Below are 25,707 nucleotides of genomic sequence, written 5' to 3'. Positions count from 1 at the left end.
CGTTCACGCCTACCTGGTGGGCTTGCGGTCGCCTCGGGTGGCGTACTCGAATTCGGCGCGCGGGTGTTCGATCGAACCCAGCGAGACGATCTCGCGCCGGAACATCAGGGACAGCGTCCACTCGGCCATGATCCGCATCTTGCGGTTCAGCGTGGGCACCCGGCTGAGGTGATAGGTGCGGTGCATGAACCACGCCGGAAGGCCCTTGGTCTTGATCCCGTACACCTGCGCGACGCCCTTGTGCAGGCCCAGCGAGGCCACCGAACCGGCGTGCTTGTGCCGGTACTGCCGCTGCGGCTGTTCACGCAGCGTGGCGATGATGTTGTCGGCGAGCACACGCGCCTGGCGCACCGCGTGTTGCGCGCTCGGGCCGGTGAACTCCTCGCCCGGCTTGGTCAGATCGGGCACCGCCGCGCAGTCGCCCGCCGTCCACACGCCGGGGACGCCGTCCACCTCCAGCGTCGCGCGCGCCTTGAGCCGGCCCTTGTCGTCCAGCGGCAGGTCGGTGGCGATCAACATCGGGCTGGGCTTGACGCCCGCCGTCCACACCAGCGTGCTCGCGTCGAGTTCGGTGCCGTCCGAGAGCACCACGTGCCGGTCGCGGGCGGACTCCAGCCGGGTGTTCAGCCGTACGTCGATGCCGCGCCGGCGCAGTTCGGCGACGGTGTACCGGCCCATGTCCTCGCCCACCTCGGGCAGGATCCGCGGCGATGCCTCGACCAGGATCCAGCGCATGTCCGCCGGAGTGATGTTGTCGTAGTACCGGCACGCGTAGCGGGCCATGTCCTCCAGCTCCGCGAGCGCCTCCACGCCCGCGTAGCCGCCCCCGACGAAGACGAAGGTCAACGCGTGGTCGCGGATCGAGGGATCCCGGGTCGAGGAGGCGGTGTCCATCTGCTCGAGCACGTGGTTGCGCAGAGCGATGGCCTCCTCCACGGTCTTGAAGCCGATGCCCCACTCGGCCAGGCCGGGTATCGGCAGCGTGCGGGCGACCGAGCCGGGCGCGACCACGAGCAGGTCGTAGGAGGCGTCGTAGGTCTCGCCGCCGAGCAGTTCGATGGTCGCGGTCCGCTTCGCGTGGTTCACGTGCTCCACGGTCCCGGTCACGATGCGGCACTTGGGCAGCACCGAGCGCAGCGGGACCACCACGTGCCGCGGCGAGATGGCGCCGGCCGCGGCCTCGGGGAGGAAGGGCTGGTAGGTCATGTACGACTGCGGTTCGACGACGGTCACCGTCGCCTCTCCCGCCTTGAGTTTCCGTTGCAGGCGAAGGGCCGTGTACATGCCGACGTAGCCGCCGCCGACGATCAGGATGCGCTCGGGCCGAGTCGAGGTCGTCATGCGTCCCACTCTGCCCCTTTCCGGCGGCCACAGACAGATGTTCATCGGGTTTGCGTGCCCCGCACGGTTGGTGACGAGACGTCAGCGGTCAGCGATATCTTCACAACCGTGCTGTCGGATTCCGCTTCTGGGGCGGGGTCGGTTCGGGTAGTCTCGACGCCCTGGGCAAAGCGGGGTCTGGTGGGGGAATCGACACACTTGCCTTTCGGGGGAGACGCTATGAGCGGCGCTTCGCGTACGCGTACCACGAAGACACAGGACACCGGCGACGGCATCGGGGGTCGGCACACGACGACGATCCCACCGGCTCGCAAGCCGCAACGAAGCCGGCCGGCCGAGCCGTCGCCGCAGTTGCGCACCGACGCCCGACGCAATCTGGAACAGGTGCTCCGCGCGGCCCGCGAGGTGTTCGGCGAGCTGGGCTACGACGCTCCGATGGAGGAGATAGCCCGCCGCGCCGGGGTCGGGGTGGGCACCATCTACCGCCGCTTCACCGGCAAGGAGGCGCTGGTCCAGCGGATCATGATCGCCGAGACCAATCGGCTCACCGCCGAGGCGATCAACGCGCTGGACGAGGAGCCGGACGCGTGGTCCGCCCTCGCGCGCTACTTACGTCGCGCGGTCGGCTCGGGTGCCGGGCGGCTGTTCCCCGCGCTCAGCGGCCGGGTTCCGGTGACCGAGGAGATGAGTTCCTCACGTGCCGAACTGAACGACGCGGTAGGCGTATTGGTCGATCGGGCCAAGGCCGGCGGGTTGCTCAGGGCGGACGTCTCGGACGCCGACATCTCGCTGATGATGTCGTGCCTGTTGCCCCCGTCCGGGCTTCCGCATCCACAGCGGTTGACCATCGCCGGACGGTATCTGGAGATCCTGCTCGACGGCCTGCACGCGGGACACTCCTCCCCGCTGCCCGGGAAGCCGTTCACGCAGGACGAGTTGGACACCCTTTTCCTGAGCTGAGCCGCACCGCTTTCCTGAGCCGAGCCGCACCGCGCCGAGCCCGGTCTCCCGGGTTCGCCCTCCCCGGCCCACTCACACGCTTCGCGCCGGTCAGCCGCGCACCACGAGCACCGGGCACGCCGCGTGGTGCACCACCGCCGTGCTGACCGAGCCGAGCAGCAGGCGGGAGAAGCCGCCGGAACCACGCGAGCCCACCACGACCATTTCGTGCCGCTCGGACATCCCGAGCAGCACCTCGGTCGCCGTCCCCGAGTACACCTGGACCTCCGCACGCCCGCCGAACGGCCGCTCGCGTTCGCCGTTCACCTCGGCGAACGTGGTCTCGGTACGGATCCGCAGTTCGGCGAGCACCCGCTCGAGGTCCTCCTGGAAGTTCGGGTCGGGCGCCGGGAGCACATACCCGGGGGTCGCGGGCTGCGCGGTCACCACGTACAGCGGCAGGCCGCGCAGCTCGGCCTCGGTCATCGCCCAGTCCAGCGCCCGCCGGGCGGGCTCCGACCCGTCCACGCCGACCACGACGCCCTTCGGCTCAGCGTCGGCCATGGGCCCTCCTCGTCACCGGATCCGGATGTGGAGGGCCCCATACCACCCGGATGTCGCGCGCTCACCTTTCCGCGGCAACGCCACCCGGACGGCGGTCAGGCGTGCGCGAGGATCTCCCGCGCGCGCTCGGCCAGCGCGCGCAGGCCGTCGGCGGTGAACCGGCCGGCCGCGTCCTGGTCGCCCATCGCGCCGGCGGTGTAGCGATCGAGCACGCCGGCCAGGATGCACGCGAGCCGCCAGCACGCGAACGCCTGGTACCAGCGGATGTGCGACAGATCCCGACCGGTGGCCGCCGCGTAACGCGCGGCGAACGCGGCCCGGTCGACGAAGCCCTCGCTCGCGGTGCCGTCGGCGGGCAACAACGCGCCGTCCTCGCCCGCCTCGACCCAGTACATGAGCGTGGTGCCCACGTCCGCGAGCGGATCGCCGAGCGTGCACAGCTCCCAGTCCAGGACGGCCCGCACCGTGCCGTCCGGGCCCAGGATCACGTTGTCGAGCCGAAAGTCGCCGTGCACGATCGTGGCGCCCTGCTGCGGCGGTACGGATGCCGCGAGCGCGTCGTGCACCTCGTCGATCGCCTCGATCCCGGGCACCCGGGTGGCCTCCCACTGGCGATGCCAGCGGCGCAACTGGCGCCCGATGTAGTCCTCGCGACGGCCGAGTTCGCCCAGGCCCACCGCGTCCACGTCCACCGCGTGGATCGCGGCGAGCACGTCCGCGAGCTGCTCTCCGGCCCGCTGTCGGGCCTGCGGCGTGAGCAGCTTCGTCGCGTCCTCGGCGGAGCGGATCACGTGCCCGTCGACGAAGTCCATCACGAAGAACGGCGCACCGTTGACCGTGTCGTCCGTGCAGAGGCCGAGCACCGGCGGTACCGGCACGTCGGTGCGTCCGGAACCGAGCGCGGCCAGGATCCGGTGCTCGCGGCCCATGTCGTGCGCGGTCGCGAGCACGTGCCCCAACGGGGGCCGACGCAGCACCCAGCGGCGCGCGTCGGCGTCCGAGACCACGTAGGTGAGGTTGGAGCGACCGCCGAGCACGAGGTCGAAGCCGAGCGGTGCGCACACCTCGGTCCGCTCGGCCAGCCAGGCCGTGATGGCTTCCGGCCGCAATGCCTCGGCCAGGGGACTCTGCGTCATGTTCGCACTCCGCTTCAGATGCCGAGGGAGCGGCCGATGATTTCCTTCATGATCTCGTTCGTCCCCCCGTAGATCGATTGCACGCGCGTGTCGATGAACGCCTTGGCCACCGGGTACTCCAGCATGTAGCCGTAGCCGCCGTGCAGTTGCAGACATCGGTCGACCACGCGCTTTTGCAGGTCGGTGGTCCACCACTTGGCCTTCGAGGCCGCGACCGCGTCCAGCTCGCCCGCGATGTGCTTCATGACGCAGTCGTCGACATACGTGCGCGCGATGTCCAACTCGGTGTCCATCTCCGCCAGTTCGAACCTGGTGTTCTGGAACGAGCCGATCGGGCGGCCGAACGCGGTACGGGTCTTGACGTACTCCAGGGTGTGCGCGAAGACCGTCTCGGCGCCGGCGACCGCCGCGCTCGCGATGCCCAGGCGCTCCTGCGGCAGGTTGTTCATCAGGTGGTAGAAGCCGCGGTTCTCCTCGCCGAGCAGGTTGGCCACCGGCACCCGGACGTCGGCGAAGAACAGTTCGGCGGTGTCCTGCGCCTTCATCCCGATCTTGTCCAGATTGCGCCCGCGCTCGAAGCCCGGCATGTCCCGCTCGACCACGATCAGGCTGATGCCCTTGCTGCCCTTGGCCGTGGGGTCGGTCTTGGCCACCACGATCACCAGATCGGCGTTGATGCCGTTGGTGATGAAGGTCTTCGCGCCGTTGAGCAGGTAGTGGTCACCGTCGCGGATCGCGGTGGTGCGCACACCCTGGAGGTCGCTGCCCGCGCCGGGTTCGGTCATCGCGATCGCGGTGATGATCTCACCGGAGCAGAAGCCGGGCAGCCAGCGCTCCTTCTGCTCGTCGGTGGCCAGGTCGTTGAGGTACGGCGCGACCACCTCGTTGTGCAGCCCGAAGCCCACGCCCGAGGCGGCCACCCGGATCAGCTCCTCGGACAACGTCGCGAAGTAGCGGAAGTCGGATACTCCGCCGCCGCCGTAGCGCTCGTCCACGTCGATGCCCAGCAGCCCCTGCTTGCCGGCCTTGAGCCAGACCGAGCGGTCCACGATTCCGTCCTTCTCCCACTGGTCGTGGAACGGGACGACCTCGCGCTGGAAGAACTCGCGCGCGGATTCGCGGAAGGCGATGTGCTCGGGTTCGAGGTGGCGGTCCCTCATGTGTGTGCTCCCCCTGCGGTGTCGCGGTGGATCGAGCCGGATCGGACATTCCTACCGGTCGGTAGGTGCCACGTGCTCGCATGCTAGGTCCGCACCGAAAGCGGATCAAGGCCCCCACCCCGAATCCCCCACCAACCCCTCACCCCCGAAGCACCCCAAACAACGCACGCCCACCGCCCGGGCACGCGACCGGCCGCGTGGCGAGCGGGGACGCCTGCGGCGCGGGGGCGACCGCGCGGCGAACGCGACGGGCGGCGCGGATGGGAGCGGATGGGACGAGCGAGCGACGCCGGGCACGGGGCGGCCACGCGGCGAACGAGACGGGCCGCCCAAGTGGGGACGCCTGCGGCGCGGCGAGCCACGAGGCGGAACGGGGGCGGACCCGGTACGCGCGCGGGGAGCGGCTAGCTCTCTAGCAACACTGCGATGCTGAGGGGGCGGACCCGGCACGCGCGCGGGGAGCGGGAAGGGCGGCGCGAGTGAGGACGCCGGCGGTGCGGTGGGGGCCATGCGGCGAGCCACGACGTGAGGCGCCGGCATGGGCGCGCGCCGGGCGAGCGGGCGGCGCCGGACACGCGCTCGGTGCGGTGGGGGCCATGCGGCGAGCCACGACGTGAGGCGCCGGCAGGGGCGCGCACCGCGCGAGCGAGCGGCGCCGGACACGCGAGCGGCCATGCGGCGGGTGGGATGGGCGGCGGGTGGGATTCGGTGGCCCGCGAGGCGGGCCGTGCGGTGGGCCAAGGGCCTGCCGACCTCGTGTCGGGAGAAGGTGGCGGCCATGTCCACCAGGCTCGCTGTGCCGGGCGGTCGGGCTCCCGTGCACCGGACCCACCGCATCGCGCCGCGACCGGCGGGCACGCCGAAGCGATCGCGTCGGGCGACGGCGGCGGCCATGTCCGCCCGGCGGTGGCCATTCACGTACCCCGCGCGGCTGGGCGCCGTCTCCCGATCGATGGCGGGCCGGGCGGACAAGCGCGCGGTGGTGGCTCCAGAGGCCCCATGGCCCCGGGCCGGCGTGGCGGCCTCCGGGCGTGGCCGGGGTGCCGCGCCCCTCGGTGGCCGCGCCGAGGGTGCGGCGGACTGTGGTCAACGGCGTGCGATCCGGGTGCGGGCGGGCACGTGACCGTGCGAGGCGTGCCCGCCCTGTGCGCGACCGCGAAAGGCGGGCCCGTCGTCCACGCGGCCGGGCGAAGGCGTGCGCGCCCTCTGCGCGCTCGCCCGACCGCGCCCTTTGCGCAGCCGGGCGAAGGCGTGTGCGGGGTCAGGCGACGGCGGCCATGCGGATGCCGGGGGCGGAGCTGGGAGTTGCGTCCCAGCGCATTACTCGGCCCTCCCAGACGCCGCGCAGCCACAGTTCGGCCGAGACGATGTCGGCGAGCGCGCCCAGCGGCACGTCGGGTCGCACGACCGGTTCGCCCTTGCCGAGGTTCGGGCCGCCGATCGCCCGGTCGAGCGTGTGCCGCACCTCGACCGGATCGAGCACACCCAGCTCGGCCAGCAGCGGATCGGCGAACAGCTCGCGCAGCACGCGCGCGTTCAGCCGCAACCCGCGCCGCTCCGCCTCGGTGTAGTCGGCCCGATGCACCTCGCCCAGCGTGTGTCGGGGCAACAACCCCTGCACGGCCGCGGTGAGCAGCGCCCTGGGCCCGTCGTCCCGATCGCGCGCCCAGGCCGGCAGGGACAACCCCGCCCGCACCACGGCGGTGTCCAGGTACGGCGCCTGGACCCGCACCCCGATCCGCTCGGCGAGCTGCTGGCAGGCGCGTTGGCGCTCAGCCGCCCGGCGGACCGCGACCCATGCGGCGCGGTCCCCCGGACGGCCATGGACCGCCGGGTCCGCGGCGACAACGGATCCGGCGGAGACCACCGACTCGCCCGCGAGGCGGCGCAGCGACACGGCAAGACGGCGGCGCATGTCCGGCGTCGTCCAGACCGCCGTCGGGGCCGCGGTGCACCACGCGATCGCGGCGGCCGGGCCCGGGGCCACCCGACCGGAACCCGCGAAGATCTCGGCGAGTTGGTCGAGCGCCTGGGGGAAGGTGGTGCGCGCGACCCGGTTCGCGGTGCTCGCGAGTTCGTGGCCGCTCATGCCCAGATTGCGCGCCCAGGTGCGGGCGTGTCGGGCGGTGGTCATCCGGCGGCGGTCCATCGCCAGGTCCGCGAGGTAGGCGAGCGGGGTGCCCAGCACCGCGTCCCCGCCGTAACCGGTGATGTGCATGTCGATGCCGGCTTCGCGAATGGCGTTGAACGTACGGGTGGTTCGGGCCATGCCGATCAGCGAGAAGCCCGGTTCGTCGGGCATCACCGCGCCGCCGAGCACGTCCTCCAGACCGGTGTAGGGCAGGTGGTCGACGCCACCCGGGATCACCAGGTGCCGCAGCCGCGCCGAGCGGGCGACGATGTCCGCGGCGGACTCCGGGTCGCCGGGGGCGCACGGCTCGGCCCAGGTGACCGCGAGCAGGTCCCGCGACTTGGCCATCGACACCGAGCGGGCGCCGAGCAGCGCGAGCACCGCCGAGTCCCGTCCACCGGACAGATCCGCGCCGGGGCGCTTGGATCCGGCCACCCGCCGGCCGACCGCGTCGTTCAGCGCACGACCCAGCGCGTCGGCGGCGCCCGGGAAGTCGAGCGGGGAGCGGTGCTGTTCGTACAGCCGGACCCGCGCCACACCGTGCGCGACGTCCAGCGCATGGCCTGGTTCCAGCCGGCCGACTCCGACGAACATCGAGCGTCCGGAAACCAGTTCGGGCACATCGGGGCAGGCGAGTCGGGCCGCGAACGCCTCGGTGTCCAGGCCCGCCCTGGTCAGGTCGGCGAGCGGGAGCGCGTGCGAGGCGTAGACCACGCCGTCGGCCGGCTCGGCGTGGAACACCTGCCGTACGCCCGCGAGATCACCGAGCACCACGGTACGCAGCCCGGTACGCAGCACGACGTGATAGCTGCCGGCCCACCCGGTCAGGTGGCGCAGCGCGCCGCCGCGGGCGACCGCGAGACCGACCTCGAGCTCGGCGTCGGTGGCGCCGCACACCCCGAGCACCGCCATCCGCATCCCACCCCGGCTGACCACCCGGACCTCGTCCGCGGGCCAATCCCCCACCAGCCACAGCGGATCGGAGCCGTCCCACAGCGTCCTGGCCCCGGTCGGCCGGGTCACGCTCCGACTCTCGGACGTCCCTGCGAACCAGCGCATCTCGACCCCCTTCGGGTTACGGCTCCGCGCGAACCACCATGGATACCGGCCGTATGTGCTCCGACACTTCCATGAAACCAAGGTTAGGCAAGCCTGAGTAGAGCGCATCCGACGGCGCACGGGGACACACACCCGGCGCATGGTTCCTTTTGACCGTGCCTGGGTACTGACGCGCCGTCAAGTACGTTCTGTCAATGATTGCGACCGGGCCTTGGTGACGGCTTGGCCAAGCGTTGTCCCGGCGGCGGCTCGACCACGAACGACACGTGAAATCCCGTCGCACGACACCCCGGAATGGCGAATATCTCCCTTACCGACGGTGGCCGGTCCGGTTACGCTGAGGCGGACGGAGGGTTGCCTTTGGGGGCAAACTATGCGCGGCAGTCCCAAGCAGGATCAGTCGGGGCGTTGTGCTCCCGGCCACGGTGACCCGGAGGTCTCCGATCCGGGAGTGGTGAGCGGAGGCGTCGGCACCGGGTCCGACGGCTCCTTCGGCGATTCCCCGGCCGGCGCCGAGCAGGCGCCCTCCGACCGCGTCCGTCTCGTTCCCGCGCCCGACCACACCGGCCCGGAGGCCGTCGACCCCCGCCCTCGAACCCCGCGCGAGCGCGGACCCAACGGCCGACTCGGCGAACTGCTGGGCGTCGCCGGGGTGAGCAACGCCGGGCTCGCCCGCCGGGTCAACGATCTGGGCGCGCGGCGCGGCCTGTCCCTCCGCTACGACAAGACCTCCGTGGCCCGCTGGGTCGGCAAGGGGATGACTCCACAGGGCCCCGTGCCGCACCTGATCGCGGCCGTGCTCGCGGAGCGCCTGGGCCGCCCGGTGCCGCTGGAGGAGATCGGCCTGGACGACAGCCGGCCGGTGGATCCCGATCTCGGTCTGGCCTTCCCACGCGACGTCGGGGAGGCAGTTCGCACCGCCACCGACCTGTGGAGGCACGACCACGTGAATCGACGCGAGTTGCTCGCCGGGACGTTCGCCGTCACCGCCTACGGCACCCCGATGGCCCGATGGTTGATCACCCCGGCGGACGCCCGCGCCGAGCACCGCGGCACCGGGTCGCACGTCGGCCACAGCGACGTCACCAAGCTGCGCGAGGCGGCCGAGGAGGCCCGCCGGTGGGACAGCAAATACGGCGGCGGCGACTGGCGGGCGTCGATGGTGCCGGAGTGTCTGCGCTGCGACGCGACGCCGCTGCTGCGCGGCAGCTACCACGACGACGTGGGCCGCCGGCTGTTCGGCGCCACCGCCGAACTCTCCCGACTGGCCGGGTGGATGGCCTTCGACACCGGCCAACACGAGGTCGCGCAGCGCTACTACATCCAGGCCCTGCGGCTGGCCCGCGCGGCGGCGGACGTACCGCTGGGCGGCTATGTGCTCGCGTCGATGAGCCTTCAGGCCACCTATCGCGGCAACCCCGACATCGCGGTGGACCTCGCGCAGGCCGCCATCGAGCGGAACAAAGGCATCGCGACCGCGCGGGTGACCGGCTTCCTGCACCTGGTCGAGGCCCGCGCCCAGGCCCGGGCCGGCGACGCGGCGGGCTGCGGACGGGCGCTGAACGCGGCCGAGGCGCACCTGGAGCGGTCCCGCCCGGGCGACGCCGACCCGGAGTGGATCGACTTCTTCACGTGGGATCGACTGTGCGCGGACGGCGCCGAGTGCTACCGCGACCTCGGCGTGCCCGAGCGCACCCGCTACTTCACCGCGCAGGCGCTCGCGGGCCTGCGCGGCGAGGCGTTCCAGCGTTCGCACGGATTGCGGTTGGCCGTGGGCGCCCAGGCCGAGCTGCGCGCGGGCGAGATCGAGGCGGCGTGCGCGACCGGCCGACAGGCCCTGGAGATCGCCGACCGGGTGCACTCGTCCCGCAACGCGGCCTACCTCAACGATCTGATGGTCGGCCTCAAGCCGTACGCCGACGTGCGCGCGGTCAAGGACTTCACCGAACGCGCCAGGCTGGTCGGCGGAATCACCGTCTGAGCCGCTCCGGGAACGCCCCCCGACCGGCGCGGGCAACCGTGCGGCGCCGTCCCGGAAAACGCCGCAGGCCCGACATGTACATGTCGGGCCTGCGATCCAAGTAGCGGGGACAGGATTTGAACCTGCGACCTCTGGGTTATGAGCCCAGCGAGCTACCGAGCTGCTCCACCCCGCGTCGGTAACCCCAACTGTACGCCATCGCGACCGCGCCCACGACCAATTCCCGCGCGGGCCGGCTCGTTCGTTCGGGCGGGCCGCGCGCCGGGTCCGGCCGGTCCTCCCGGGGCGAAGATCGATTCCCGTACGGAGAAAGGCCGTTCCTGTCCGATTCGAACCCGTGGCAAGCGGTCGCGGGCACGATATGGTTCCGGGCCGTAGAGGGGGCGGGTCGCCCACCGGGGGCGGGCCGATGTGCGCCGGCGACAGCCGTGGCAGCGGCGGAGCGGGATGTGTCCTGAGATGACCGAGAGATCCGGCTGCCCGTACGCGGCCCTGACCGGCCCGCGCTTCGAGACCGACCCGGCCGGCCTGTACCGGGAACTGCGCGAACGGCACGGTCCCGTCGCACCGGTCGTGCTCGAGGGCGACGTGCGCGCGTGGCTGGTCCTGGGCTATCACGAGGTGCTGGCCGTGCTGCGCGATCCGGTCCTGTTCTCGCACGACTCGCGGTTGTGGCGCGACCGGATCAAGGGCCTGGTCCCGGACGACTGGCCGCTGGCGCCGATGGTCGAGTATCGCCCGTCGGTCCTGTGCGCCGACGGGGCCGAGCATCGAAGGCGCAGCACGGCCGTCGCGCACAGCCTGGGCCGGGTCGACCGGCGGGCCCTGCGGGGCGAGATCGAGCACATGGCCGACTCGCTGATCGACACGTTCGTCACCCGGGGCGAGGCCGACCTGCTCACCGAGTACGCGCAACGGCTGCCCCTGTTGGCGATGGGCCGGATGGTCGGCATGCCCGCCCCGGACGGACCGCACCTGGTCCGGGCGATCAACGGGATGTTCGACGGCGGTCCGGACGCGCTCGCGCATCAACTGGCCTTCCACACGATGATCACCGACCTGGTCGCGGCCAAGCGCTCCGCGCCGGGCGCGGACGTCACGTCCTGGCTGATCGCGCACCCGGCCGGGCTGACCGACGCCGAGGTGATCGAGGACCTGCTCGTGATCACCCCGACCGAGCCCACCGCCAACTGGATCGGCAACGCGCTGCGCATCCTGCTGACCGACCACGACCTGCACGCGTCCCTCACCGGCGGCCGGCACACCACCGACGAAGCGCTGGACGAGGTGTTGTGGCAGGACCCGCCGATGCAGAACGCGGCCGGTCGCTGGGCCACCGAGGACACCGTGCTCGGCGGCACCGTGATCCGCGGCGGCGACTTCCTGGTGCTGGGCATCGCGGCCGCGAACGCCGACCCGGCCGTGCGCACCGCCGGCACCGAACTCACGGGCAACCGCGCGCACTTGGCCTGGGGCGGCGGGCCGCACATGTGTCCCGCTCGAGACCACGCCCGGCTGATCGCCAAGACCGCCGTGGACACGCTGCTCGACCGGCTGCCCGATCTGCGCCTGGCCGTCCGCCCGGACAGGCTCACCTGGCGATCCTCCCCCTGGATCCGCGCCCTCGCCGCGCTGCCGGTCGCCTTCACGCCCGACCGACCGATCCACGGCGGCGCCCCCTGGCCGGCACCCGCCGCCCACCCGGACCCGACCCCCGAGCCGGCTCCCGCACCCATCCCCGCGCCGCCGATGCCCGAGCCCGTACCTGCGCCCGCGCCCGCACCACCCGTGCGGCAGGACCCGGTCCCCGCCCCGGCGCCGGCCGCGTCCACCGCGTGGTGGTCCCCGGCGAGGTGGCGCCGCGGCCGGTGAGCCGACCGGCGCACGACCGGCGCCCGCCGTCCGACGCCCCCTCCCGGCCCGCACCGTCTAGGGTCGAAGGCCGGAGGTGTGCTCTCATGACGTTGACCTACGACGTGGTGGTGATCGGCGGCGGGATCGTCGGCCTGGCCACCGCGTACGCGATCACCGAACGCGACCCCGGACGCACCGTCGCCGTGGTCGAGAAGGAGACCTCGTGGGCGGCCCACCAGACCGGCCGCAACTCGGGGGTGATCCACTCCGGCCTCTACTACCGCCCGGGCAGCCTCAAGGCACGGTTCGCCGTCGAGGGCGCTCGCCGGATGACGGACTTCTGCGCCCGACACGACATCGCGCACGACGTCACCGGCAAGCTCGTGGTCGCCACCAGCGTGCACGAACTCCCGCGCCTGCGCGCGCTGTACGAGCGCGGCCTGGCGAACGGCGTGCCGGTCACCGAACTGGGCATCGAGCAGGTCCGCGAACGCGAGCCGCACATCCTGTCCGTCGGCGGCCTGCACGTGGCCTCCACGGGCATCGTGGACTACGCCGACGTGTGTCGGACCCTGGTCGCGCTGCTGCACGAACGCGGTGTCGCGCTGCGCACCGGCGCGGGCGTGGTCGACCTGGCCGTGCATCCGGACGAGGTGGTCGTCCAGACCCGGCTCGGCGAGCTGCGCGGGCGAATCCTGGTCAACTGCGCGGGCCTGTACAGCGACCGGATCGCGGCACTGGCGGGCGATCCGCCGCCGGTGCGGATCGTGCCGTTCCGTGGCGAATACCACGAACTGGTGCCCTCACGACGCGGGTTGGTGCGCGGGCTGGTCTACCCGGTGCCCGATCCGGCCTTCCCGTTCCTGGGCGTGCACCTGACCCGGGGCATCCACGGCGACGTGCACGTGGGTCCCAACGCGGTCCTGGCGCTGCGTCGCGAAGGCTACTCGTGGGCCCGGATCGCGCCGCGCGAGTTGGCCGAGACCCTGGCCTACCCGGGCATGTGGCACATCGCGCGCCGACACTGGCGCTACGGCGCGGGCGAGTTGCTGCGCTCGGTGGCCAAGCCCGCGATGGTGCGCGAGGTGCAGCGGCTGCTGCCCGAGGTCACCGCGAACGACCTGGTCCGGGCCCCGGCTGGAGTGCGTGCCCAGGCGGTGCGACCCAACGGCGATCTGGTCGACGACTTCCTGATCACCGGCGGCCCGCGCACGATCCACGTGCTGAACGCGCCCTCGCCCGCCGCGACCGCTTCGCTACCGATCGGGGACGAGATCGCCACCCGGGTCGACGAACGCCTGGGCGCACTCGCCGGCCGCTGACCCCGGCCCGGGTCGAGTGCGCGGAAGGTCCGGGTGCGCTCGCCTGCCACCGACCCGGCACGAGATCATGGGCGCGGGCCTGCGATCGGGGGACTGTTGTGGCCGTGAAATCCGCCTTGCCGCGGATCCTGTTCGTGGGTGCCGCGTTCGTGCTGGGCGTAATGGGCGTGCTGCTCGGCGGCTACCCGCCGGCGCACGCGGACGCCCCGGGGGCCCGATTGGTGATCTCCCCGGGCGGGCCGCTGCGCCCGGGCGACGTGGTGACGCTTCGGGGCACCGGGCACACCGGCTGTGCCACCGGGCGGGTCGACGTGATCGGGTACGACGCGCGACTGCGCACGAACGTGATGGGCGCCGACCGGCTGATCGCGGCGGACGTCCCGATCGACCCGGCACGGGATCACGGCTTCACCGTGCGCTTCACCCTGGACCCGCCGATCTACACCGGCGATCAGGGCTTCCGCACGGTGTGCACGAACCGGGGCTCGGTGATCCACCCCGCGCCGATGGCCCAGGCCACGTTCGCCTATCCGGAGAGCGAACCCGGCAATCCGAACGGCTTCCCGGCCCCGGGTCCGCCGCCGGCGACCCTGGCGAGCCGGCGACTGGTGGTCGAGCCGGCCGAGGCCGTGCCCGAGGCGCCGGTCACCGTGTGGACCGATCTGCGCTGCGGCCCGGCCTACGCGACGCACAGCGGCGCGCTCTTCTGGGACGGTCGCTTCGTCACCACGTTCCACGCCCCGGCCGAGTACGAGGGGCCCCGGGCACTGCGGGTACGCATCCCGCAGACGCCCGTGCGCGGCGGACACAAGTTCACCGTGTCCTGCCTGGCCGGCCGGGACGGTTTCGGCGTCGTCGACGCGGACACCGTCCTGGGCGCCGAACTCGCGGTCGCACCCGCCACGTTCACCCTCTCCACGACCCGGGCCGGGGGCGGCGACCGGATCCGGGCGAGCGGAACCGGCTTCACCGGCTGCGCCGCACGGCTGGACGGCGCGCCGGCCGAGGTGGCGATCCGCCGAGGCGACCGGGAGCTGGCCCGAGTGCCGGTCGGCCCGGACGGCCGGGTGGAGGGCGAGCTGACCGTGCCCGCGGGGCTGCCCGAGGGACCGGCCGAGCTCACCGCGGCGTGCGCCACCGAGCGCCTGGACGGCAGCGTCCGGCTCGCGCTCACCGTGCTGCCGACCCGAAGCCCGGCCGAGGCCGCGGCGGAGGCGGGCCGACCCACCGACCGCGCCGACTCCGCGCGCCGCCTGCCCTCCCCCGACGATCTGCTCGATCATCCCGCGCCCCTGGCGGCGGCCGGTGTCGGCACAGCGCTCGCGCTCCCGCTGATCGGCTTCGCGGCCGAGTTGTTCAACAAGACCGTCGAGGAGAACCGGCTGCGGATCCGTCGCCGGCTACGGCCCGGCGCGGCCCGCCCGCGCTCGATGCCCCGAGCGCCCCGGCTCCAGGTACTCGCCTTCGTCGCGCTGTCCGCGCTCGGCACCGTCGCGGTCGAACCGAACGTCGCCCTGGACACCGGCACGTACACGCTCGCGCTGTCCCTGCTGATCGCGATCCCGCTCACCGTGCTCGCCTACTCCGGCGTGGCCGAGGCGTACCGCCGACGCGTCTCGCGGATCCGCGCCTTCCCGCACCTGGTCCCCGGCGCCCTGGTGGTCGCACTGCTCCTGGGGATCGGGTCCCGGCTCGGGCAGCTGGTGCCGGGCTACCTCTACGGGCTGTTCCTGGCCTTCACGCACGCCGGGCTGCGCCGGTTGTCCGTGCGCGAGGACGGGCGGGCCGGCGCGTTGGGCGCGTGGGCGCTCGCCGGGCTCGGCGTGAGCGCGTGGGTGTGGCGGATCCCGGTCGAGCACGTACTGGCCGACGACGAGACGCCGGCCTTCGGCTGGGTACTGGCCGAGAACGTGCTCACCCAGACCTACGTCGCCGCGGTGATCGGCCTGGTCTTCGGCCTGCTGCCGATCCGCTTCCTGGACGGGCACCTGCTGTGGCGCTGGAGCCGCCGGGGCTGGGCGGCGGTGTACGCCGTCGCGGTGTTCCTGTTCCTGCTCACCCTGCTCGACCCGACCGGCGTGAGCACGGGCGCGAGCCGGGAGATGTGGCTGCGCGCGGTGTGGTTGTTCGGCGCCTTCCTGATCGCGTCCGTGGCGTTCTGGGCGGTGTTCCGGTTGCGCCCGGGACCGCCGCCGGGTCCACCGGGGCAGCGCCCCGCGCCGATCGCGTCGACGGTGCCCGGGCCCACGGGCGCGCCGCCGCCGATGCCCGGTGTTCCCCCGACGATCGGCCGATCGTAGGTTCGGCCGTAAAATCCTTGTCTTATGTCCCCTCTTCCCGGCGCCTCGACCGCCTCCGGCGTCCCGATCACCGATCGACCGATCCGACACCTCGCGACCGTGCGCAGCTTCACCCCCCGGCGGGGGCGGGTCACGCTCGCCCAGCGCGACGCGCTGGACCGGCTGTGGGAGCGGTGGGGATTCGACGTCGCGGACCGGCGGCTGGACCTGGGCGAGTTGTTCGGCGACGACCGTCCGGTGGTGCTGGAGGTCGGCTTCGGCATGGGCGAGACCACCGCGGCGATGGCCGAGGCCGATCCGGGCACCAACGTGCTCGCCATCGACGTGCACACCCCGGGCCAGGGCAGCCTGTTGCACGACGCCGAGCGCCGGGGACTGACGAACATACGGGTGGCCAACGGCGACGCGATCGAACTGCTCCGGGACATGTTGCCGCCGGCCTGCCTGGCGGGCATCCGGGTCTTCTTCTCCGACCCGTGGCCCAAGACCCGCCACCACAAGCGCCGGCTGATCCAGCCCGGCTTCGCCGCGCTCGCCGCGTCACGGCTGGTCCCGGGCGGGACGCTGCACTGCGCGACGGACTGGGCGCACTACGCGCAATGGATGCTCGACGTGCTCTGCGCCGAGCCCGAACTGGTCAACACCGTCGACGGCTACGCACCCCGGCCGAGTTGGCGACCGGTCACCCGCTTCGAACAGCAGGGGCTGGACAAGGGCCACGAGGTCGCGGATCTGCTGTTCCGCCGCCGCTGATCCGGCTCTCGGCCCGAGGCGACCACGCCCGAGGCGCGCCGGCCCGGCCCGATCTCGGCAAGGCACCCATACCGACCAAGTCACAGCCAAGCGAGAGAGGGGCGCCGCGGCACCGCGCGGCGTTATCGTCACCCCATATGGACGCTGAGCGAGGACCCGACGCGCCGGCCGGTCCGGTCCCCCCGGACCGGGCCGCGTACGAGTTCGCCCTGTACCGGCCCGGGCCCACGGAGAAGTCGGGGCTGCGCGCGCTCGCCGCGAACCAGACCGCCCGAATATCCGTGCTCGTCCTCGCGTTGCTCGGCTGCGCGGTCACCGTCGCGGTCATGCTCGGCGACACCATCGGCGCGCAGGGACTGCTGGTCGGCGCGCTGCTGGCGCTGGTGCCCGCCCCGCTGGTGGTGAGCGCGATCGTGTGGCTGGGCCGGGTCCGGCCGATGCCGTGGAAGAGCCTGCTCTTCGCGTTCGCGTGGGGCTCGTGCGCGGGCGCGCTGGTGGCGCTGCTCGCGAACAGTTGGTCGTTCGACAAGCTGATGGACCTCAAGGGTGAAGAGGACGCCGAGCTGCTCGGACTGACCATCGTGGCGCCGGTGGTCGAGGAGTGCGTCAAGGGACTCGCGGTCCTGCTGCTGTTCGTGACCATCCGGAGCAGCTTCAAAGGCGTGTTGGACGGGCTGATCCCGGCCGCGGTCAGCGCGGCGGGCTTCGCGTTCACCGAGAACATCCTGTACTTCGGCCGCGAGTTCGCGGCGAGCGAGGACAGCGGCAACGGTCTGGGCACCACGTGGGGGACCTTCATCGCGCGCGGCATCATGTCGCCGTTCGCCCATCCCCTGTTCACCTCGATGATCGGCCTCGGCTTCGGCCTCTCGCTGTTGGCCCGGTCCCGCCAGGCACGGATCCTGCTCCCGCTCGGCGGGTACCTGTGCGCGGTCGGCCTGCACGCGGCCTGGAACGGCTCGGCCAGCCAGGGTCTGGCCTTCCTCGGGGTGTACTTCCTGGTCATGATGCCGATCCTGGGCGCGCTCGTCTGGTACGCGGTGATCGTGCGCCGCGATCAGTTGCGGGCGGTCGAGGACGAGTTGCCGGGGTATGTCGCGGCGGGCTGGTTCCGGCCGCACGAGCCGCTGCTGCTGTCCTCGATGGCGGACCGCTCGCGGGCGCTGCGGACCGCGCGGACCACACTGGGCCCGGCCGGCGTGGCGCGGCTGCGCGCGTATCAGGCGGACGCGACGCTGCTCGCCGAGCTGCGCCGGCGCGCGGGCCGGTCGCGCCGCGGGCCGACGCCGGAGTATCCGCAACAGGAACGGGAGTTGCTGAACCGGCTGTGGGCCGCGAAGCCGAGCCTGGGACACGTGATCGACCACACCATGCCCTCGCCGCGCTGGCGCTACATCAAGCCGCCGCCCGGGTGGGGCCCGCCGGGGCCGATGCGGTACGGGCCGCCGGGCGTGGCGCCGTACGGACTTCCGGCCGGAACGGCCCCGTACGGGGCGCCGATCGGCTGGGGGCCGCCGGCGGGAACGGCGCCGTTCGGACCGCCGCCGCCCGGGTGGGTGCCGCCGGCTCGGCATCCGGCCGCGCACCCCGCCTGGGGACCCGCGCCGTCGTACGGCGCCCCGGTGCCGTGGCAACCGCCCCGGCACGCGGCCGACGGCGCCCGGGCCGAGCCGACCGGGCCGCCCGGCTCGCCGTGGGGTCCGCCACAGGCGTCGGCCGACGATGCCGTGCCCGCCCGGACCGGGCCGCCGGGCCCGCCCATCTGGTACGCCCGCCCCGGCGACGCCCCGCACCCGCCGCCCGACGGCCCGCCGTACGGGGAGCGCCGGGAGGCGTAGCCGGCCCGGGTCGACCGCGTGCGACCATGGCCGGGTGCATATCTCGACCACCTACGTCCCGACCGAGGCCGATATCGCGGAGGGCGTGCTCGCCTTTCGGCGCGGGCTCTTCCGGGGTCTGTTCGGGGCCGGGGCGGTGCTCTCGGTGCTGGGCGTCGTCCTGGTGACGAAGGCGCTGCTGTCCGGTACGACCGTGTTGTGGCCGCTCGCGTTCGTGGGTTTCGGCCTGGCGATGCTCGCGCTGCGGTTCTGGGCACCGATCCAGGCGGCGCGCCAGAACAAGCACATGCACGGGGTGCCGTGCGAGGTCACCTTGACCGACGAGGAGTTCGTGACCACGCTCGGCGGCAGCCGCAGCGCCACCGAGTGGGACACCTTCCGCAAGGTGCGCTCGGTGGACGCGCAATGGATCTTCGAGTTCGGTCCCACCCAGGCGATGACCATTCCCCGCCGGGTCTTTTCGGACGCCGAGAACCTCGAACTGGAGACGTTTATCCACAGCCGGAGCCGGGCAGCCCGCTGATCTTCCACAAGGAAGATCCACATCCTGTGGAAAACCTGTGGGCAAAGGCTTTCAGTACGGCCCGGCTGCTCGAAATGGCGAGAATCAATACCGATTCGACCTGATCGGGCGCGTTTATCCTGCCATGCGAGCATCATTGGCCTTCATCCGTTCCGCATTTCCCGCATTCATCACAAAGGCGACCCCTCGCGGGATCGCCTTCGGGTGCCTCCGGTCGCCCACGCACACCCGGCGGGGCATGCGCGAGCCGTTCCTCAGTGGGTACGCACCGACTCGGTCGACCCGTCGGCCGCGGCGCGCACGTGGCCGGACGTACGGGACATGCGGGACGCGAGTCCCGAAGGGGTGCCCGCCGACGCGCTGCACACGGCGAACGCGGCCGCCGGGCGGCTCTCCGGGCAGGCGCGCGACCGCGGGGTTCCCACCCCGGTCGCAACGGGTAGTCGGGTGCGGTGCGGGGGCACCGACTCCACTTCCGAGCGAAGGACGGCGACATGAGTGACGAGCGGATTCCCGTGGACGAGATCCCCGAGGGCGACCGACCGCGGATGGACCTGCGCAGCGGCGCGGAGACGCCCGTCGACCCCGAGGACCTGGTGCTCGCGGAGGGCAAGGACCTGACCGAGAAGAACATCGAGGAGGCCCGGCGGCGGCTGGCCGAGCTGGGTGCCGCCGCGGTGGAGCGCATCGTCCCCTGACCGCTCGCGGCTCGCGCGGCGCGGCGCCGATCGGGGTGCCGCGCCCCGTGCCGGGCGCGACGAAGCGGGCCCGCGGGTGGGGCGGGCGACGTGGGGGCGATCGCGCGGCGGGGGCCGCTCCGGCGCCGGGTCAGCGCCCGGTGCGCCGCCGGGGGCGCATCTCGACCGGTCGTACCTGGTAGACGCCCCGGTCCCGGTCCCGCTGCTCCTCGGCCACCTGGAGCGCGATCAGGATCTCCAGCGCGCTCCACGCCATGCCGAGCATGCCCAGGCCGACGAACAACATCGCCCACACCCAGAACCACGTGTGCGCCCAGACGCCGAGCAGCGCCACCATCGCCGCGACGATGGTGAGCGCCAGGAGCACACCGGTACGCGCCGCCGCGTTTCTCGCGCCGTCCGGAAGCCTGTCGCGCGCCATGGCCGACCTTCCCACCGCCGAGTAGGCAGTCTGCCGCCGAGTATCCGGTTGCTCCTCGCCTGCCCCGTCATCCCCGGACGGAACCCGATCGGTCCCCTTCGTCCGAGGATCGATGGAACTCCCGCCAGGTGTCCCAGATGGCCGGCACCGTGCCCGAGCCGTAGGAACGCTCGGGCCAGTTCGCCGGCGGCAGCCCCACGGGGTTGGCGCCGACGTTCGCGCCGTACCACAGGTCGTGTCGCCGGCGGGCGAAGTACCAGGTGCCGTCCCGCCGTTCGTACACGTCGCGGTAGAGGATCGCCTGGTGCAACCAGCGCGGCCCCTCCTGGATCTCGGCCTTGCAGTACACGTGCCCGGTCGCGTGATCCGCGTCCGACAGGTCGATCACGTGTGTGCCGACATTGAGGATGCTCACCCCCAGCGGGGCCAGTTGGGCCGCGAACGACGCCCGCAGCGCGGCGCGCCCGGACTCCTGCCGACTCACCCGCACATCGGGCACGAACAGCGCGCACAGCGCGTCCAGGTCCCGACTGTCCAGAGCCAGCGCGTAACGCGCGGCGAGTTGACGGATGTCTTCGTAGGCCAGCAGCCGTTGCACGTCGTCCATATCCGACACCTTGTCAGGCCGGGGGACGACCGATCTCCTGCGGGTTGTACACGACCTCCACATAGGACCAGCGGCCCTCGCCCGCGTAGTGCAGCACCACGTTGACGTCCAGGCTGCCGACGGGCCCCTCGGCGCGTACCACCGTCGAGACCCGATTGCCGTCGATGATCCGCAGCCGGATCGGGTAGCGCGTGAACGGCGAGCGGCGCACACCGTCGCGGATGTACGCGCTCAACGCGTGCCGGCCCTCGACGAAGCCGATCACGTGGTCGCGCACCCGCACCTCGTCGGTGAACACCGCCGCCACCGGCGCCCATTCGCCGCCGGCCGAGGCCGAGGTCAGTCGCACGGTGAAGTCGCCGAAGGCGCGCTCGATCTCCTCGCGCGGGGTCGGCACCGGCATCGGCTCCGGCGCCCAGCCGACGATGCCGCGCAATTCGGCTCCGTCGTGCCCGGCGGCCGGGCCGCCCGCCGCGTGCCAGCGCGCGATCATCGCGTCGGCGTCGTCGCCGTTGCGGAACTCGCCCACCGTCTCGAAGCGATCGCCGTCGCCGAGCCGGCGCACGATCTCGGTCCCGGGCACCGTGTACCTGGTGGCGCCGCCGGTGGGATCCGGCAGGTTGTGCCAGACGTAGCGGCAGACCAGGTCGCCGTCGACCATCGTCCACTCGGTGAATCGGCACACCCGGTCGCCCACATCGCCCGCGCCCGGCCCGCCCCGTGCGAGTGCCGCCGCCACCTCGTCCCGGCTGCCGCCCATCGTGCCTCCCCGCATTCGTCCGGCGAGCCTGGGCGCACGGAGAGATCCGGGCGCTGCCTGCCGCCTCCGGTGCGCGTGATCCTGCCCGCGCCCCGCCGGGAAGTCCAGCCCCCGCCCGATCGACGAAACGGAACCGTCGCCGGCTGGTATACGTATTACCGGTCGCAACAAGCCGGCCGGGCTCCGAGCGAGCACGCCACCAAGACGAAAACGAAGCGGAGGGGACGCGAGTGATCCGGTACAGGGTCCGGGTGGACTTCTACCAGGACGTCCCACCGGACCGTCCCCCGACGGGATACGTGGGCTCGTTGCTCTCGGGCGACTTCGCCGGGCCCGCCCTGCCGCGCGGCGGCGACTCGGTCTCGGCGATCCCGCTGGGGGGCGCGCACATAGGGCCGTGGACCGGCGGACCGTACATGATGGTCCACCGGGTCGAGCACCACCCCGTCCCGGTGGACGGCGAGGGCCACATAGTCCAGTGGTGGGAGCAGTATCCCCAGCCCTCGGTGCATGTGGTCGTCAACGCCGAGTGGCCGGACACCGAGGAGTCCGAGCACGAGTTGATGAACCTCTACGAGGAGCAGAGCTGGAGCTCCTTCCCGGCCGGACCGGAGAACCCGTTCCTGCCGGTGGCCGCGGCGGCCGACTTCTAGCCCACCGCGTCCCGCCGGACGTGACGGGCTACACCTTGGGTTTCTTGTAGCTCGTCACGTCCACGGACGCCAGGATCTTGTTCAGGTCCGCGTCGTACTCGCGGGACAGGCCCGCCGTGGAGAACGAGATCATCGACTGCGGCAACCACCACAACTGGGGCTGGAACGAGTCGCCGCTCTTGCAGGTCACGCTGTACGACGCGTACTCGTACTTCAGGCTGCCCTTGCCCGGCTCGGCGTACTTCTTCCCGTCCGTCTTGCTGGTCGGTGCCACCGCGTCGTCGGCCCGGGTCACGCAGGTCGCCTTCGCACCCAAGGTCCAGTTCGCCTGATTTTTGAAGTCGATCTTGCGCTGGTCGTTCTTGCCGACCCAGATCCGCAGCCCGGCACGCTCGCACGTGGTGCGCAGCGCGGCCGGCGTCGCGGTCGGCAGTACGCACACCTCGGTGTCGCTGACCTGCTTGAGCTCCCAGGTGACGGGCACCGCGAACTTCATCCCCTGGATGTCCTGGGTGAAGCCGCCGGGTTTACCGGTGAGTTTGGGCGCCTCGGCGGACGGGCTCGGGTTCGCCTTCGGCTTGGTCTTGTCCCCGTCGTCGCCGCGCAACGCGAACACCGCGCCGACTGCGATCGCGACCACCGCCACCGCGGCGCCGGCCACGATGACCACCCGCTTGCGGCCCGCACCGCCGCCGGCCGCGCCCTGCCGGGCCGCGGCCCGCCCGATGGGCGGCGGGGTGTCCGCGCCGCGGCCGGCCGGGGGCGGGGTGAACGCGCCACTGGCGGGCGCCTGATGCTGATGGGTGCCGTGCGCCTGGCCGGCGGTGCCGAACTGGCCCGACGGCGCGCCGTACTGGCCGGATGGGGCACCGTACTGGCCGGAGGGGGCGCCGTACTGGCCGGAGGGCTGCGAGGGGATTCCGTGCGCGCCCGAGGTCGGCGTGTCGCGATACAGCGGCGGTTGCGTCGGGGAGGCGCCGTACGGGTCGTGCGAGGGCCCGCCGTGCGCGGGCGGTGGCGGCACGCTGGGTGCCCCGAAGGCGGCGGTGCCGCCCGAACGCGCGGGACCGCGCGGCGGCTCGTACACCCGAGGCTGCGGCGTCTGCTGCTGCTGGTTCTGCTGGACCTGCCACGGGCCGCCGGACGCGGGCGTGGTCCACAACTGCCCGATCAGCGACGTCGCGTCCGCGACCGGGTCGAGCGAGGGCGCCGCGGCGGTGCCGAGCGCGCCGCGCCACACATGGGTGACCGAGGCCAGCAACTCGCGGGCGTGCGGCCGGTAGTGCGGTTCCTTGTCGGCCGCGCGCTTGACGATCAGGCGCAACGCGTCCGGCACACCGGACAGGTCGGCCTCCTCCTGGAGCACGCGGAGCGCGACCACCTCGGGCGCGCCGGTACCGAACGGGATCACCCCGGTGGCCGCGTAGGTGATCAGCATCGCCCACGCGTACACGTCGGCGGCGGGCGTGCTGTCGTGGCCCTTGAAGCGCTCGGGGCTCATCCACGCGGGCGAGCCGATCATCATGCCGGTGCGGGTGAGTCCGCTGTCCTCCATCGAGCGCGCGATGCCCAGGTCGAGCACGCGCGGTCCGGCGGGCGAGCAGATGATGTTCTGCGGTTTCAGGTCGCGGTGGATCACGTCGGCGTCGTGCAGCGCCACGAGCGCCTCGGCGAGCCCGGCCGCGAGGCCCATCAGCTCGTCGCCGCGCATCGGGCCGCCCTGGTTGACCCGCACGTCCAGGGTCGGGCCCGGGACGTACTCGGTCGCGAACCACGGTGTCTCGGCGTCCACATCGGCGTCGAGCACCGGTGTCGTACACGTGCCCTTGATCGCGCGCAGCAGGTTGACCTCGCGCGTGAACCGGGCCCGGAACTCCGGGTCGTCGGCGTACTGCGCGTGCACGACCTTGACCGCGACGCGGCGTTCGTAGCCGTCCAGGCCCGCGTACACCGCGCCCATTCCACCCGCGCCGAGTCTGCCCGTGATCCGGAACGGTCCGATGTGTTGTGGGTCTCCCGGACGCAACGGACGTATCTCGGCGCCGCCCTCGGCCGTCATGGACGTGCCTCCCGTGTTGGTTCGCCGGCCCGCGGCTGCGGCCGTACCGGGATGGAATCCTCTCATCCGGTCTTGTGACCTCCCCAGGGCACCGGCTGGTTCCCCGTTCGGGCGAAAAGGCTCGCCTTACCCGAGGGGTCGCGTGATAGGCCAGCGGTTGCGCCGGGTGTGCCAACGCCCCGGCGCGGGACGACGGTTCGCGTGTCGGCCGGCGCGGCCACCGGGTCGCACCGCCGCGGAAGGCCGTCGTTCGGCACCGCTTCGAGGTATCGCCGCATCGCACCGCTTCCACGACCGAAGGGCCGAATGTGAAGATCGTCGTCGACTTCGACAAGTGCAAGAGCAACGCACTCTGCATGGCCGAGGCACCCGAGGTGTTCGAGGTCCGGGATGACAACTTCCTCTACATCCTGAACGAGAACCCGGGTGAAGGGTTGCGGCCGCAGGTGGAGGAGGCGGCTCGGCTCTGTCCGACCCGAGCCATCTCGATCCAGGATTGACCCGCGGCCGGCCCGGCGTGGCGGGTAGGACCTCAACCCGCCCCGGGTCGGCCCGAGTCGCCGGGGCCGGACGACGGATCGTCGGAGCGGGCCCTGGTCGACTGCCACCGCTCACGTGCGCCCAGAGCGCCCTGGACCACCGCGCCGGACGCGCCCCGAGCACCTTGGGCCACCCTGCCGGACGCTTCTCGCGCGCCCTGGGCCATCGCCGCCGAAGCGTTGCGGGTGGCCGACCAACCCCGGGCGAGCAGCTTGACGTTGACCACCACGGTGCCGGCGGTCCGGTCGTGCCACGTGCGCCGGCGCGGGCCGAGCACGGCCAGCGGATCCAAAAAGCCGATCAGGGTGATCAGCGCGAACAGGCCCGCCATGCTCCACTGGCGCAGCGCGATCTCGTACCAGGTGAGCAGCAGCGCGGCCCACGGCACCACCACGGCCACCAGGGTGCGCCGGGCCGATCGCCACCCGCCGACCGGCACCCTGCCGCGCACCGCCTGCGCCGACGTGCCCACCGGCACCACCTTCGCGCCCACCATGATCTTGCCCAGCGTGCGGCCGAACCTGGCGTGCATGAACCAGTCGTAGACGGTGGGCACCAGCAGGTGCGCCAGGATCAGCAGGAGCAGCAGGGTCTTGGTGGTGCCCCACAGCCCGTCCACGGCTTCCAGCGGCGCGCGTTGGGCTTCGCCGGCACGACCGAACACGACGTCCAGGAACGCGTCGCGAACCACCTTCGTGGGCAGGTCGGTGGCCTTGGTCTGGAGGTAGTGGTAGGCCAGGAACCACAGTGGCAGCACCAGCGCGGTGGTGAGCAGGTAGTCGGTGGTGCGGGCGATCAGGCGCATGGTCCGCGACGCGAGCGGGAGTTCGCCGGAGTCGGTCGGGCTCGCGGCCGGTGCCGGTGCCGGTGGCGGCGGCGGCCGGGTCGGGTCGAAGTGCGCGGCGGGCGGCCCGGGCAGCGGCGGTTGCCCCTGATCGGGGATCAGGGGTGCTGCGGTCACGGGCGGTTGGTGCCAGGACAGGTGTGGGTCACCGTCGACGGATGGTTGCTCCCCGTACGGCGACCCGGGCCCGCGTGGAGGCTGGGGGATCGTCATGACCGGGACGG

Annotated in this window: 21 protein-coding genes and 1 tRNA gene; 11 read left to right on the top strand and 11 right to left on the bottom strand. The window is 72.6% G+C overall.

The window, feature by feature from the left end; all coding sequences use genetic code 11:
• Window positions 1–9: 9 nt before the first annotated feature.
• Entirely contained in the window at window positions 10–1,341 is a 1,332-nt protein-coding gene (locus ACIRL2_RS29540; protein WP_395864488.1) for an NAD(P)/FAD-dependent oxidoreductase, read from the bottom strand.
• 219 nt (window positions 1,342–1,560) lie between these two features.
• Here ACIRL2_RS29540 and ACIRL2_RS29535 point away from each other — a divergent pair, with 219 nt between their 5' ends.
• Window positions 1,561–2,301, top strand: coding sequence for a TetR/AcrR family transcriptional regulator (locus ACIRL2_RS29535; protein ID WP_395864490.1), 741 nt, complete (start codon window positions 1,561–1,563; stop codon window positions 2,299–2,301).
• A gap of 90 nt (window positions 2,302–2,391) precedes the next feature.
• Here ACIRL2_RS29535 and ACIRL2_RS29530 read toward each other — a convergent pair whose 3' ends face one another.
• The 4 genes from ACIRL2_RS29530 to ACIRL2_RS29515 all read right to left on the bottom strand — a co-directional run bounded on the left by ACIRL2_RS29530 (window position 2,392) and on the right by ACIRL2_RS29515 (window position 8,330).
• The gene (locus ACIRL2_RS29530) at window positions 2,392–2,844 is read right to left on the bottom strand and encodes a universal stress protein (RefSeq protein WP_395864491.1); all 453 of its coding nucleotides are present in this window, start codon (window positions 2,842–2,844) and stop codon (window positions 2,392–2,394) included.
• Between the two features lie 95 nt (window positions 2,845–2,939).
• Complete coding sequence (locus ACIRL2_RS29525; protein WP_402236001.1) at window positions 2,940–3,980, bottom strand: phosphotransferase family protein; 1,041 nt, start codon at window positions 3,978–3,980, stop codon at window positions 2,940–2,942.
• Window positions 3,981–3,994: 14 nt separating this feature from the next.
• The gene (locus ACIRL2_RS29520) at window positions 3,995–5,140 is read right to left on the bottom strand and encodes an acyl-CoA dehydrogenase family protein (protein WP_395864495.1); all 1,146 of its coding nucleotides are present in this window, start codon (window positions 5,138–5,140) and stop codon (window positions 3,995–3,997) included.
• A gap of 1,261 nt (window positions 5,141–6,401) precedes the next feature.
• A complete protein-coding gene (locus ACIRL2_RS29515) occupies window positions 6,402–8,330 on the bottom strand; it encodes an albusnodin/ikarugamycin family macrolactam cyclase (protein ID WP_402235998.1) in 1,929 nt (642 codons plus the stop codon).
• Between the two features lie 451 nt (window positions 8,331–8,781).
• Here ACIRL2_RS29515 and ACIRL2_RS29510 point away from each other — a divergent pair, with 451 nt between their 5' ends.
• Window positions 8,782–10,311 (top strand): MFS transporter, encoded by a 1,530-nt coding sequence (locus ACIRL2_RS29510; RefSeq protein ID WP_395864729.1) that lies wholly within the window; start codon window positions 8,782–8,784, stop codon window positions 10,309–10,311.
• 101 nt (window positions 10,312–10,412) lie between these two features.
• On the opposite strand, the gene ACIRL2_RS29505 is transcribed toward ACIRL2_RS29510, so the two are convergent.
• Window positions 10,413–10,486: transfer RNA gene (locus ACIRL2_RS29505), tRNA-Met, on the bottom strand.
• A gap of 284 nt (window positions 10,487–10,770) precedes the next feature.
• On the opposite strand from ACIRL2_RS29505, the gene ACIRL2_RS29500 reads away from it, so the two are divergent.
• From ACIRL2_RS29500 to ACIRL2_RS29470, 7 genes are all read left to right on the top strand, one after another.
• Window positions 10,771–12,183 carry a cytochrome P450 gene (locus tag ACIRL2_RS29500; protein ID WP_402235995.1) on the top strand — a complete coding sequence of 471 codons (1,413 nt, stop codon included), beginning with the start codon at window positions 10,771–10,773 and terminating at the stop codon, window positions 12,181–12,183.
• 86 nt (window positions 12,184–12,269) lie between these two features.
• Entirely contained in the window at window positions 12,270–13,487 is a 1,218-nt protein-coding gene (gene lhgO, locus ACIRL2_RS29495; RefSeq protein ID WP_402235992.1) for an L-2-hydroxyglutarate oxidase, read from the top strand.
• Window positions 13,488–13,591: 104 nt separating this feature from the next.
• Window positions 13,592–15,787, top strand: a complete 2,196-nt coding sequence (locus tag ACIRL2_RS29490; RefSeq protein WP_402235990.1) for an FGLLP motif-containing membrane protein — start codon at window positions 13,592–13,594, stop codon at window positions 15,785–15,787.
• Between the two features lie 24 nt (window positions 15,788–15,811).
• A complete protein-coding gene (gene trmB / locus ACIRL2_RS29485) occupies window positions 15,812–16,540 on the top strand; it encodes a tRNA (guanosine(46)-N7)-methyltransferase TrmB (protein WP_395864503.1) in 729 nt (242 codons plus the stop codon).
• Between the two features lie 137 nt (window positions 16,541–16,677).
• Window positions 16,678–18,378 (top strand): PrsW family glutamic-type intramembrane protease, encoded by a 1,701-nt coding sequence (locus ACIRL2_RS29480; RefSeq protein WP_395864505.1) that lies wholly within the window; start codon window positions 16,678–16,680, stop codon window positions 18,376–18,378.
• 34 nt (window positions 18,379–18,412) lie between these two features.
• Entirely contained in the window at window positions 18,413–18,901 is a 489-nt protein-coding gene (locus ACIRL2_RS29475; RefSeq protein WP_395864507.1) for a YcxB family protein, read from the top strand.
• Window positions 18,902–19,395: 494 nt separating this feature from the next.
• Complete coding sequence (locus ACIRL2_RS29470; protein WP_395864509.1) at window positions 19,396–19,599, top strand: hypothetical protein; 204 nt, start codon at window positions 19,396–19,398, stop codon at window positions 19,597–19,599.
• Between the two features lie 130 nt (window positions 19,600–19,729).
• On the opposite strand, the gene ACIRL2_RS29465 is transcribed toward ACIRL2_RS29470, so the two are convergent.
• The 3 genes from ACIRL2_RS29465 to ACIRL2_RS29455 all read right to left on the bottom strand — a co-directional run bounded on the left by ACIRL2_RS29465 (window position 19,730) and on the right by ACIRL2_RS29455 (window position 21,387).
• Complete coding sequence (locus tag ACIRL2_RS29465; protein ID WP_395864511.1) at window positions 19,730–20,020, bottom strand: hypothetical protein; 291 nt, start codon at window positions 20,018–20,020, stop codon at window positions 19,730–19,732.
• Between the two features lie 67 nt (window positions 20,021–20,087).
• Entirely contained in the window at window positions 20,088–20,627 is a 540-nt protein-coding gene (locus ACIRL2_RS29460) for a nuclear transport factor 2 family protein (RefSeq protein WP_402235985.1), read from the bottom strand.
• A 13-nt stretch (window positions 20,628–20,640) separates the two neighbouring features.
• Complete coding sequence (locus tag ACIRL2_RS29455) at window positions 20,641–21,387, bottom strand: nuclear transport factor 2 family protein (protein WP_395864514.1); 747 nt, start codon at window positions 21,385–21,387, stop codon at window positions 20,641–20,643.
• A 230-nt stretch (window positions 21,388–21,617) separates the two neighbouring features.
• Here ACIRL2_RS29455 and ACIRL2_RS29450 point away from each other — a divergent pair, with 230 nt between their 5' ends.
• On the top strand, window positions 21,618–22,040 hold the full coding sequence (locus ACIRL2_RS29450) for a hypothetical protein (protein WP_395864516.1): 423 nt from the start codon (window positions 21,618–21,620) through the stop codon (window positions 22,038–22,040).
• Between the two features lie 28 nt (window positions 22,041–22,068).
• Here ACIRL2_RS29450 and ACIRL2_RS29445 read toward each other — a convergent pair whose 3' ends face one another.
• Window positions 22,069–24,099, bottom strand: coding sequence for a serine/threonine protein kinase (locus ACIRL2_RS29445; protein ID WP_402235982.1), 2,031 nt, complete (start codon window positions 24,097–24,099; stop codon window positions 22,069–22,071).
• Between the two features lie 308 nt (window positions 24,100–24,407).
• On the opposite strand from ACIRL2_RS29445, the gene ACIRL2_RS29440 reads away from it, so the two are divergent.
• On the top strand, window positions 24,408–24,599 hold the full coding sequence (locus ACIRL2_RS29440) for a ferredoxin (protein ID WP_395864520.1): 192 nt from the start codon (window positions 24,408–24,410) through the stop codon (window positions 24,597–24,599).
• Window positions 24,600–24,631: 32 nt separating this feature from the next.
• Here ACIRL2_RS29440 and ACIRL2_RS29435 read toward each other — a convergent pair whose 3' ends face one another.
• Entirely contained in the window at window positions 24,632–25,600 is a 969-nt protein-coding gene (locus ACIRL2_RS29435) for an RDD family protein (RefSeq protein ID WP_402235980.1), read from the bottom strand.
• Window positions 25,601–25,707 lie beyond the last annotated feature (107 nt).

Origin of the sequence: Embleya sp. NPDC127516, from assembly GCF_044765325.1 — a bacterium.
Taxonomy (GTDB): Bacteria; Actinomycetota; Actinomycetes; order Streptomycetales; family Streptomycetaceae; genus Embleya.
The sequence above is the reverse complement of the archived record's forward strand: the minus strand, read 5'-3'. Positions and strand labels throughout refer to the sequence as shown.